The organism is Mycobacterium sp. 1245805.9, assembly GCF_001672915.1.
GTDB lineage: Bacteria > Actinomycetota > Actinomycetes > Mycobacteriales > Mycobacteriaceae > Mycobacterium.
Genome location: NZ_LZKR01000025.1, coordinates 1 through 11,508, shown reverse-complemented (window position 1 = coordinate 11,508; position 11,508 = coordinate 1). Strand labels below are relative to the sequence as shown.

The 11,508-nt window shown below is 69.9% G+C and carries 7 protein-coding genes and 1 pseudogene; 1 reads left to right on the top strand and 7 read right to left on the bottom strand.

Annotation, left to right across the window (positions count from 1 at the left end):
• Positions 1–71: 71 nt before the first annotated feature.
• A complete protein-coding gene (locus A9X00_RS03675; RefSeq protein WP_067149331.1) occupies positions 72–881 on the top strand; it encodes an MBL fold metallo-hydrolase in 810 nt (269 codons plus the stop codon).
• Between the two features lie 13 nt (positions 882–894).
• Here A9X00_RS03675 and A9X00_RS03670 read toward each other — a convergent pair whose 3' ends face one another.
• The 7 genes and pseudogenes from A9X00_RS03670 to A9X00_RS03640 form a co-directional block, all read right to left on the bottom strand.
• A complete protein-coding gene (locus A9X00_RS03670) occupies positions 895–2,985 on the bottom strand; it encodes a substrate-binding domain-containing protein (RefSeq protein WP_067149329.1) in 2,091 nt (696 codons plus the stop codon).
• Positions 2,986–3,085: 100 nt separating this feature from the next.
• Complete coding sequence (locus A9X00_RS03665) at positions 3,086–5,275, bottom strand: malate synthase G (RefSeq protein ID WP_067149327.1); 2,190 nt, start codon at positions 5,273–5,275, stop codon at positions 3,086–3,088.
• Between the two features lie 216 nt (positions 5,276–5,491).
• Complete coding sequence (locus A9X00_RS03660) at positions 5,492–6,541, bottom strand: hemolysin family protein (RefSeq protein WP_067149325.1); 1,050 nt, start codon at positions 6,539–6,541, stop codon at positions 5,492–5,494.
• On the bottom strand, positions 6,538–7,908 hold the full coding sequence (locus tag A9X00_RS03655) for a hemolysin family protein (protein WP_067149323.1): 1,371 nt from the start codon (positions 7,906–7,908) through the stop codon (positions 6,538–6,540). The genes A9X00_RS03660 and A9X00_RS03655 overlap by 4 nt, the downstream gene beginning before the upstream one ends.
• Positions 7,909–8,067: 159 nt before the next feature.
• Positions 8,068–9,504 (bottom strand): GuaB1 family IMP dehydrogenase-related protein, encoded by a 1,437-nt coding sequence (locus tag A9X00_RS03650; RefSeq protein ID WP_067149321.1) that lies wholly within the window; start codon positions 9,502–9,504, stop codon positions 8,068–8,070.
• Positions 9,505–9,547: 43 nt separating this feature from the next.
• Positions 9,548–11,014 carry an NADP-dependent phosphogluconate dehydrogenase gene (gene gndA, locus A9X00_RS03645; RefSeq protein ID WP_067149318.1) on the bottom strand — a complete coding sequence of 489 codons (1,467 nt, stop codon included), beginning with the start codon at positions 11,012–11,014 and terminating at the stop codon, positions 9,548–9,550.
• A gap of 87 nt (positions 11,015–11,101) precedes the next feature.
• A pseudogene (locus tag A9X00_RS03640) lies at positions 11,102–11,508 on the bottom strand (M56 family peptidase); the annotation flags it as partial.

Here is an 11,508-nt window from a genome sequence, read left to right as displayed (position 1 = left end):
ACGCTATACGGGCGTGGCGAGGTCGGCCCGCCGGCACGAGACCGCCTCGCGCGGCAGAGAAGGAGTCACGAGTGAAAATCTGCAGGACATGCGCAGTGGAGCACGACGACACCGCCGCCGCCTGCCGGATCTGTTCGGATGAGCGGCAATGGGTGCCGGCCGAGGGGCAGCTGTGGACAACGCTCGAGGAGTTGAACGACGCGGGATATCGGGTGCGGATGCGCGAGCTGGAACCGGACCTGTACGGATTGGCGGTCGACCCAAAACTCGGTATCGGCCAGGAATCGCATCTAGTCCGTACGACCCGCGGCAACCTGCTGTGGGATGTAACCGGCTATGTCGACGCCGACGCGGTGGCCCAGGTGCGCTACCGCGGTGAGGTGGCTGCGATCGTCGCGAGCCACCCGCACCACTACGGGGTACAGGTCGAATGGAGCCGGGCGCTGGGATCGGTGCCGGTGTACGTCGCCGAAGCGGACATGGAGTGGGTTGCGAGGCCGGACCCCGTGGTTCGCCCCTGGTCGGGCAAATTAGATGTGCTGCCCGGCATTACGTTGCTGCAAGTCGGCGGACACTTCCCCGGTAGTGCCGTCGCGCACTGGGCGGCCGGGGGGGGCGGAGGCGGGGTGTTGCTTAGCGCCGACACCATTCAGGCGAATCCTGACCGCACCTCGGTGACGTTCATGCGCAGCTATCCGAACCGCATTCCGCTGTCGGCCGCGGTGGTGGACCGCGTCGCCCGCGCGGTGGAGCCCCTTGCATTCGACCGCCTCTACGACAACTTCGGCAAAACCATCGATTCCGACGCCGGCGCGGTCATTCGCCGCTCGGCGGAGCGCTACGTGGGCTGGGTCCGCGGCGATTTCGATCACCTCACCTGACCGAGGCCGGCGATTACCCGAGGAACTGGTTGATTGCGGCGGTGAGATCGGGGGACGCCGACGTGGGGAGGTTCTGGTACCCGCCGCCGCTGAGCTGGGCGACGGCCTCCCAGGTGGCCTTGTCGGGGTCGGCGCCGAAGTCGATGACATTGATGGCGATCGGCTTGGCCGGGTCGGCGCTCTTGCGGATGAAGTCCTGCAGCCCGGCCCCGTCCAAGGTCTGGTCGGTGTGCGGCCCCGACGTGATCACCAGTATCGAATTCGGTTGGCCCGCAACATATTTACTCTGAATCTCTTGGTAGAGCATGCGCAGCGTGGTGAACGACACGGCGCCGCCGGCCGACGAATACTGCTTGTCCAGCGCGGCCGTCAGCGTCGCCGAGCGCGGCTGGCCACTGGTGGGACTGACCGGGTCGCCCAGCGGCCCGCTCGTCACCTCCGAGCGTCCCTCGTGGCCGTCGAAGGTCCACAGCCCCACGGCGGCGGTGGGCGGCAACGACTTGATCTTGTCCTGCAGCGCCCCGACCACGTTGGCCAGCCGCGACTTTCCGCCTTCCTCGGCGGGCATCGACTGGTCGAGCATGATCGTCGCGGCCAGCCCGCTGGACGGCGCGGCCATCGCTTCGGCCAGCGTGGCGCGCATCGCGTCGTCACCCACCGACAGGGTGGACGGCAGCGCCGCGAAGCTGGTGACCGGGCTGCTCGGCGGCTTGACGCCGCTGACCCGGAAGCCGGCCTTGGCCAGCTTCCCCAGTTGCTCGGGCTTCTGCAGGAAGCGGGCGAACCCGTTGGCCGCGGAGGCCTGCTCCTGGTTCACCCAGGAGCCGTTGAGCAGCACCGCGGGATAGTCGGCGACGGGCGCCGCGCCGGGCGGCAGCCAGGAGGCCAGCGTGCTCTTGGCGTCCGACAGCGACTGGCCGCGCAGGTACAGCTGCTGCTCGGTGGTGACCACGGCGTGCACCGGCGCGGTCGCCGGGTCGCCGGGCTTGAGCAACGTGTTCAGCGCCTCGGTCAGGGAGTTGTCCGCGAGCTTGGGCTGGGCGCCCAGCAGCGTGCGCACGGCGCCGACGCCCTGCGTCGGCGGCGCACCCGCGGGCGCCGCACCGGCCGCCACGGCCTCGCCGGCCAGCAGTGAGGCGTCGGCGTTGCCGGTCGTCGGCAGCGCCAGCCGCAGCGACCCCCACGCGGGCAGGTTCAGCCCCGCCAGCGAATTCGGGTTGGTTTGCAGGCCGGGCAGCGCCGCCCAACCCTGATTGCCCAGGGCCTGGCCGAGTTCGGGTCGCACCGCGAGCATGACCGGCGAGGTGACCAGGGAATGGCTCTCGGTGATCTTCTGACCCGACGCGGCGAGCCGGGCGACCGAGATCGAGCTGCCCGGGATCCACAACGCCGGCTGGCCGCCCAGGTCGGCCGGCCACTTGCCGGTGAAACCGTTGAGGACGGCGTCGGAGCCGGCGGGTTTGACGCTCACCACCATGCAGTGGTCGCCGACCGGGCCGGCCGTGGCGTTGTAGCTCTCGGCGAGCTGCTGCACGGGGTCGGCGATCGACGGGTCGGCGATGACGGCGACGGTCTCCTTGCCTCCTACGCACCGCGCGGCGGCCGTGTGCGATCGGTGGGACAGCGCGTCGCCGAAGAAAGTCCACAGGATCACCGTGCCGACCACGACGACGACGGCGACGAGCGCGACGATCACCCCGATGCTGACGCCGCGGCGCCCGCCGTCGCTGCGGTGGCCGCCGAGCCGCTCGCCGAGCCCGCGGTGGCCGCCGAAACGGGACGGCGGGGCTGCCGGTGGCGGCGCGCTCGCCGGGCTCGCCGCGAATTCCGGATACGCGTCGTCGGTGCCGGACGCGAACGTGTCGTCGGCGGGGTAGGGGTCCTCGTCCGAGTAGTCCGAATAGTCCGAGTAGCCCGAGTAGTCCGAGGCGCCGTAGTCGTCCGCGCGCGGATAGTCGTAGTCGACCGGCGCCCCGGTGTCCGGGGGTCCGGGCTCGCGGTGGTGATGCCCCGTGTCGTCGTCCGGGTACGCGTCGTCGCCGATGTATTCGTCGGCGGGCTCGTCGACGGAGTCCTCGGGGTCGGGCATGCTGTGCCTACCCATACCGGTGCCCGCCGCCTTTCCGTCGACTCGTCGCGTGACTTGTGAACTCGGCGCAGATTCTAGTCATCGGACCGCATTACCTACCGCATGTCGGGCCGTTTCACGCACCCGCGGCGCGGGCTTTGAACTCGCGCCTGCGCCGGTGCAGGATCGGCTCGGTGTAGCCGTTGGGCTGCTGCGTCCCCGACAGAATCAGCTCCTGAGCCGCCAGGAAGGCGATGCTGTCGTCGAAGTTGGGCGCCATCGGCCGGTAGACCGGGTCCCCTTCGTTCTGCCGGTCCACCAACGGCGCCATGCGCTCCAGGCTGGCGCGAACGTCCTCGCTGGTGATCACGCCGTGGCGCAGCCAGTTGGCCAGCAGCTGGCTGGAGATCCGCAGGGTGGCCCGGTCCTCCATGAGCGCCGTGTTGTGGATGTCGGGCACCTTCGAGCAGCCGACGCCCTGCTCCACCCAGCGCACCACGTAGCCGAGGATGGACTGGCAGTTGTTGTCCAGCTCCTCGCGGATTTCCTCTGGCGCCCAGGCCAATTCCTTGGCCAGCGGAATGGTCAGCAGCTCGTCGATGGTGGTGCGCTTCTTGCCCGCGAGCTCCTCCTGCACGGCGCCCACGTCCACGTAGTGGTAGTGCATCGCGTGCAGGGTGGCCGCCGTCGGCGACGGCACCCACGCGGTGGTGGCGCCGGCCTTGGGCTGGCCGATCTTCTGCTCGACCATGTCGGCCATCAGCTCGGTCATCGCCCACATGCCCTTGCCGATCTGGGCCTTGCCCTTGAACCCGGCGGCAAGCCCGATATCGACGTTGGCGTCCTCGTACGCCTTGATCCAGGTGCTGTTCTTCATCGCACCCTTGCGGATCATCGGGCCCGCCTCCATCGAGGTGTGGATCTCGTCGCCGGTGCGGTCGAGGAAGCCGGTGTTGATGAACACCACCCGGTCGGCGGCGGCTTTGATGCACGCCTTGAGGTTGACCGTGGTGCGGCGTTCCTCGTCCATGATGCCGACCTTGAGGGTGCCCTGCGGCAGGCCCAGCACGTCCTCGACGCGGCTGAACAGTTCGCAGGTGAACGCGACCTCGGCGGGGCCGTGCATCTTGGGCTTGACGATGTAGATGGAACCGGTGCGGCTGTTGGTCAGCGGGCCGTTGGCGTCACCGGTGCGCAGCCCGTGGATCGCGGTCAGGCCGGTGAACAGCCCGTCCATGATGCCCTCGAACACCTCTTTTCCATCCGCGTCAACAATCGCGTCGTTGGTCATCAGGTGCCCCACGTTGCGGACGAACAGCAGGCTGCGGCCGGGCAGGGTGAGCTCGCCGCCGTCGGGCGTGCTGTAGGTGCGGTCGGCGTTGAGGGCCCGGGTGAAGGTCTTGCCGCCCTTGCTGACCTCCTCGACCAGGTCGCCCCTGTTCAGCCCCAGCCAGTTGCGGTAGCCCAGCACCTTGTCGTCGGCGTCGACGGCGGTGACCGAGTCCTCGAAGTCCATGATCGTGGTGACCGCCGACTCCAGGACCACGTCCTTGACGCCGGCGAGGGCGGTGGCGCCGACGGGGGACTCGGGGTCGATCAGGATCTCGATGTGCAGGCCGTGGTTGACCAGCAGCACCGACCAGCTGGGGGAGCCGAGCTCGCCGCTGTATCCGACGAACTTCTCGGGCTGAGCCAGGCCGGTGGAATCCGTACCGAGGGTGATCTGCAGCTGGCCGTCGGCGATGCTGATCCCGGTCGCGTCGGCCCACGAGCCCGACGCCAGGGGGACGGCCTGGTCGAGGAACCCGCGCGCATAGGCGATCACCTTGTCGCCGCGCACCCGGTTGTAGCTCGTTCCCTTTTCGGCGCCGTCGGTCTCGGGGATGACGTCGGTGCCGTACAGGGCGTCGTAGAGCGATCCCCAGCGAGCGTTCGCCGCGTTCAGCGCGAACCGCGCGTTGAGGACCGGCACCACCAGCTGCGGGCCGGCGGTCGTCGTGATCTCGTCGTCCACACCCGAGGTGGTGATGGTGAAGTCGTCGGGTTCGGGCTGCAGATAACCGATTTCGACGAGGAACTCGCGGTAGGCCTCGGCATCGATCGGCTCGATGACGCGGTGCCGGTGCCACTTGTCGATCTGGGCCTGCAGCTCGTCGCGGCGGTTCAGCAAATCCTGGTTCTGCGGAGTCAGGTCGGCGACGACCTTGTCGACGCCGGCCCAGAAGGTGTCCGGGTCGATGTCGGTGCCGGGCAGGGCCTCGTTGTTCACGAAGTCGTAGAGCACTCGGGCGACGCGCAGGTTCCCCACCGACACGCGATCAGTCATTTTTCTCCTCCATAGTGGGCCACATAACACCTCACTGACCCTCAACACGCATTGCCTTCAGCGTACCGACGGCGGCCTGCCGGACGTTATCCGCCCGACCTTCAGCAGCAGGTCAGGCGCGCGCTAAGAGCTCCAACGGTGGCGCCGCGGCGAACCTACCCGGCCCGGCAGCCTTGGAGATCATACGGGCTGCGGCCCCATCCGCGGGCAGCGGCACTACACGTCGCGCATGGTGCCGACCAGGTCCTCGACCAGATCTTCCATCGCCACCATCGCGACGACCGTGCCGCCGGCCCCGACACCGTCGGTCACGAGAGCCAGGTGGCTGTTGCTGCGGCGCATCCGCGACAGGGCGTCGGCCAGCGGCAACGACTTGGGGACCTGCGGCAGCGGTCGCACCCAGGCCCGGTCGATCACGGTGTTCGGGTCGTCGTCGAGCGTCAGCACGTCCTTGATGTGCAGGTAGCCGATGAACTTCCCGTCCGGGTCGGCGACAGGAAACCGCGAATAACCGCTCTGGGCCAGGGCCTCTTCGACCGCGCCCACGGTCGGCCCGGAGCCCGCCGCGGCCACCGGCACCGCCCGGATCTCGGCGAGCGGCCGCGCGACGTCGCCCACCCGGCGGTAGCGCAGCTGCAGCGCCCGGGTCAGCCGCCCGTGCTCCTCGGCGTCCAGCAGCCCCTCGGACACCGATTCGGTGATCATCACCCGCAGCTCCCGAGTGGAAACCGCCACGTCGAGCTGCGACTTGGGCTCGACCCGCAGCGCGCGCAGCACCACGTTGGCGCATTTGTCGTAGAACGCGATCAACGGCCGCGCCGCGCGCACGTACGCCAGGTAGGGCGGCACCAGCAGCATCGCGGCGCGCTCCGGGCCGGCCAGCGCAATGTTCTTCGGCACCATCTCGCCCAGCAGCACGTGCAGGGTCACGACGATCGCCAGCGCGATGGCCAGCGACAGCGTGTGCAGCAGCGCCGGGGGCCAACCGGTGAGCCCCAACGCCGAGCGCAGCAGGTTGGCGACCGCCGCCTCACCGATGCGGCCGAGCAGCAGCGAGGCGACCGTCACCCCCAGCTGCACCCCGGCCAGCATGGACGAGAGTTGCTCGGCGGCGCGGATCACCACGACGGCCCTCGGCTTGCCCTGCTCGGCCAGCGCCTCGAGGCGGTCGCGGCGCGCCGAGATCAGCGAGAACTCCGCGCCGACGAAAAACGCGTTGACGCCGATCAGCAGGATCGCCAGCAGAACTCCGAGTGCGTCGTTCACGACGGGCCCCGTCCCGCGGGTGTTTCGGCGTGACTGTCCAGCTCCTGCAGCTCGAGCACGTCGATGCGGCGGCCGTCCATCCGGACCACCGTCGCCTGCCAGCGCATCGACGTGTCCAGCAGCCCGTCGGGGTCCAGCGCGGTCAGCTCCACGGTTTCCCCGGCCACCGGAATGTGGCCGAGTTCGCGCAGCACCAGCCCGCCGATCGTTTCGTAGGGCCCTTCCGGGGCCCGGAATCCGGTGGCGGCGGCCACCTCGTCGATGCGCAGCAGCCCGTTCACCCGCCAGCCGGCGCCGGCGGCCACCACATCCGGGGTGGCGTCGTCGTGCTCATCGCGGACGTCTCCCACGATCTCCTCGATCAGGTCCTCGACGGTCACCATGCCGGCGGTGCCGCCGTACTCGTCGACGACCATCGCGGTCTGCAGGCTGTTGGCGCGGATCTCGGCCATCACGGCGTCGCCGTCCAGCGTCGACGGGACCACCGGCACGTGCTGCGCGAGCGTGGTCAGCAGGGTGGTCGCGCGCTCGGCCGCCGGCACCGCGAACACCTGCTTGACGTGCACGATGCCGACGGTCTCGTCGAGGTCGCCGTCGACGATGGGGAAGCGGGAGAAGCCGGACTCGGCGGCCGCGGCGATCAGGTCGGCGACCGTCTCGTCGGTTTCCAGCGCCACGATCTTCGACCTCGGCGTCATCAGTTCCTCGGCGGTCAGCTCGCCGAACTGCAGCGACCGCCGCACCAGCGCGGCGGTGGCGACGTCCATAGTGCCGCTGCGGGCAGAGTTGCGCACCAGGGACGCCAGCTCCTGCGGCGAGCGGGCCGAGCGCAGCTCCTCGGCCGGCTCGATGCCCAGCTCGCGCACGATCCAGTTGGCCGCGCCGTTCGTCAGCCGGATGGCCGGGGTGAAGATCAGCGAGAACAGCAACTGGACCCCCGCGACGGCGCGGGCGGTCGGCAGCGGGCGCGCCACGGCGAGATACTTCGGGACCAGCTCGCCGAACACCATCGACACCGACGTCACGATCACCAGCGCCAGGAACGCGAGAATCGCGTCGGCCAGCCGGTTCGGTATGCCGATCGCGCTCAGCGCGGGATGCGGCAGGTCGGCCACCAACGGCTCGGTCAGATACCCGGTCGCCAGCGTGGCGATCGAGATGCCCAGTTGGGCGCCCGAGAGCTGAAACGACAGCCGCTGCTGGGCGCGCTGGATGAAGCGGTCGCGCCGGCCACCGAGGCGGGCGTTGGAGTCCACCACGCTGCGGTCCAGGGCGGTCAGCGAGAATTCGGCCGCGACGAACACCCCGTTGGCGAAGATCAGCAGCGCGATGGCCACGAGGCTGGCCAGGGTGACGGCGACGTTCATGACCCAGACCCCGGGGACGCTGCCCGGATCAATATGCGGGCCTCGACGCGTGCCTGCGGCACGTCATGCCTTTCGCTCGATGCGGCGCAGCGCTTTGCTGCGAGCCGAAATTCAGATGAATTCACATGGTAGCCAACGCGTGCGACCGCGGCGGCGCGCTCACCAGCCCAGCGGCAGCGGATGGCCCTCGGCGAACCCCGCGGCCGACTGCACGCCGACGACGGCCCGCTCGTGCAGCTCTTCCAGGGTCGAGGCGCCGACGTAGGTGCAGGTGCTGCGGACCCCGGCGGTGATGTGGTCGATCAGGTCCTCGACGCCGCCGCGGTCGGGGTCCAGCCCCATCCGGGCCGTCGAGATGCCCTCCTCGAACAGCGCCTTGCGGGCGCGGTCGAACGCGGTCTCGGCGCCGCTGCGGGCGACGACGGCCCGCTTGGAGGCCATGCCGTAGCTCTCCTTGTAGGGCTGGTCGTCGCGGTCGCGCATCAGGTCTCCGGGCGATTCGTAGGTGCCGGCGAACCACGACCCGATCATGACGTTCGACGCCCCCGCGGCCAGCGCCAGCGCCACGTCCCGCGGGTGCCGGATGCCCCCGTCGGCCCACACGTGTCCACCGAGTTTCCTTGCGGCGGAAGCGCATTCGAGCACGGCGGAGAACTGGGGGCGCCCGACGCCGGTCATCATCCGGGTGGTGCACATGGCGCCGGGCCCGACGCCGACCTTGACGATGGTGGCCCCGGCGCCCAGCAGGTCCCGGGTGCCCTCCGCCGACACCACGTTGCCCGCCGCCAGCGGCAGGCCCAGGTCCAGCTCGGCGACAACCCTGATCGCTTCCAGCGTCTTGACCTGATGCCCGTGGGCGGTGTCGATGACGAGCACGTCCACCCCGACTTCGGCCAACGACCGCGCCTTGGCGCCGACGTCGCCGCTGATGCCGACCGCCGCGCCGACGCGCAGCCGCCCGCGGGCGTCGGTGGCCGGCGTGTACAGCCCGGCGCGGACCGCCCCGGTGCGGGTGAGCACGCCCGCCAGCGTGCCGTCCGCGCCGGTCACCACCGCGACACCGATCGGGGCGTGCTCGAGCAGGTCGAAGATCTTGCGCGGCTCGGCGCCGACGGGGGCCGTCACGAAGTCGGTCACGGCCACGTCGCGAACCCGGGTGAAGCGGTCGACGCCCAGGCACGACGCCTCGGTGACCAGGCCGATCGGGCGGCCCTCGAAGAGCACGACGGCGACGCCGTGGGCGCGCTTGTGGATCAGCGCGATCGCGTCGGACACCGAGTCGTCGGGCTCGAGCACCACCGGGGTGTCGAGGACCATGTCGCGGCTCTTGACGAAATCCACGGTCTGCTGCACCGCCGGGATCGGCAGGTCCTGGGGCAGGATCACCAGGCCGCCGCGCCGCGCGACCGTCTCGGCCATGCGCCGCCCGGCCACCGCGGTCATGTTGGCGACGACGACCGGGATGGTGGTGCCGGAGCCGTCGGTGGTGGACAGGTCGACGTCGAAGCGCGACGCGACGTCGGAGCGGTTCGGCACGATGAAGACGTCGTTGTACGTCAGGTCGTACCCGGGTCGGTGCCCGTCCAGAAACCTCATGCGATTCGGCTTGCCCCCTTTAGGCCCTTCTACACGCAGAAGGCTACGCGGGCACTTCGCTGCGGTCACCGCTCCACAGGGTGTGGAAGCGCTTGTCCGGATCGGCGTCGGTGCGGCCGTAGGTGTGCGCGCCGAAGAAGTCCCGCAGCCCCTGGGTGAGCGCCGCGGGCAGGCGTTCGGTGCGCAGCGCGTCGTAGTAGGACAGCGCCGAGGAGAAGCCCGGGATCGGGATGCCCAGCTCGGTGGCGGTGACCACGACGCGGCGCCAGCCGTCGATCGCGGCCTCGATCGCGGCGCGGAAGTACGGGGCGACGATCAGCGTCGGCAGGTCGGCGTCCTCGTCGAACGCCTCCTTGATGCGGTTGAGGAACTTCGCCCGGATGATGCAGCCGCCGCGCCAGATGGTGGCCAGGTCGCCCGGCGTGATGCTCCAGTCGTATTCGGCGCTGCCGGCCTGAATCTGGTTGAACCCCTGGGCGTACGCGATGATCTTCGACGCGTACAGGGCCTGACGCACGTCCTCGACGAATTGCGTTGCGTCGGTTGGCTTTTGACCGAGCTGCCCGGATGCCAGCCCGGTGGTGGCCTTGCGCTGGGTGACCGAGCCGGACAGCGCGCGGGCGAACACCGCCTCGGCGATGCCGGTGACGGGCACGCCGAGGTCCAGCGCCGACTTCACCGTCCAGCGCCCGGTGCCCTTCTGCTCGGCCTCGTCGAGGATCACGTCGACGAGCGGCTTGCCGGTCTTGGCGTCCGTCTGGCGCAGGACCTTGGCGGTGATCTCGACGAGGAAGCTGTCCAGGTCGCCCTTGTTCCACTCGTCGAACACGTCGGCGATCTCGTCGGCGGTCTTGCCCAGCCCGTCGCGCAGCAGCTGGTAGGCCTCGCCGATCAGCTGCATGTCGGAGTACTCGATGCCGTTGTGCACCATCTTGACGAAGTGGCCGGCGCCGTCGGGGCCGATGTGGGTGCAGCACGGGACGCCGTCGACGTGCGCGGAGATCTCCTCGAGCAGCGGGCCCAGCGACGTGTAGGACTCGGCCGGGCCGCCCGGCATGATCGACGGCCCGTTGAGCGCCCCCTCCTCGCCGCCGGAGATGCCGGCGCCGACGAAGTGCAGGCCCCGCTCGCGCATGGCCTTCTCCCGGCGGATGGTGTCGGTGTAGAGGGCGTTGCCGCCGTCGATGATGATGTCGCCTTCCTCCATGGCGTCGGCGAGCTCGTTGATGACGGCGTCGGTCGGGTCGCCGGCCTTGACCATGATCAGCACCCGCCGCGGCTTCTCCAGCGCGTCGAGGAATTCCGCGATGGTCTCCGAGCGCACGAACTTGCCCTCGTCGCCGTGCTCTTTGAGCAGCGCGTCCGTCTTGGCGACGGACCGGTTGTGCAGCGCGACCGTGTAGCCGTGATGCGCGAAATTGCGGGCGATGTTGGAACCCATCACGGCGAGGCCGGTGACGCCGATCTGCGCGGTACCAGTCTGGGAATTCTTGGAATTCGGGGCACTCATGGCTTGGCCTCTCAGGTCGCAGAACTTTTCCGACAAGCTGTCGGATCACACTGTGGCACAGCCGACTCCGAGGGGCATCCCAGGGTGCTAGACGTTGAACAGCCGTCGCAGCTCGATCAGCCACGGCACCACCAGCGCGACGGTGGGCACCACGAACACCGCGGCCGCCGCCAGGTACGCGGTGGCCGACAGCATCAGGCTGTTACCGCGGCCCGACAGCCGCCGCACCCGCACCACCGTGCTGGTACCCCCCACCGCCAGCGCGCCCGACGGCGCCCGACCGGAGGCGCACGCGACCAACGCCCGGGCCAGGGGAGTGCGCCCGGTGGCGCGCACCGCGGCGTCGTCCGCCAGCAGCTCGACGAGCAGCTGCACCGCGCGCAACGCGTTGGCGCTGCGAACGAACCGCGGGAAGGCCGCGTGCGCCGCGGTGAACGCCTCCAGAACCAGATCGTGGCGGGCGCGCAGGTGGGCCCGCTCGTGGGTGAGGATGG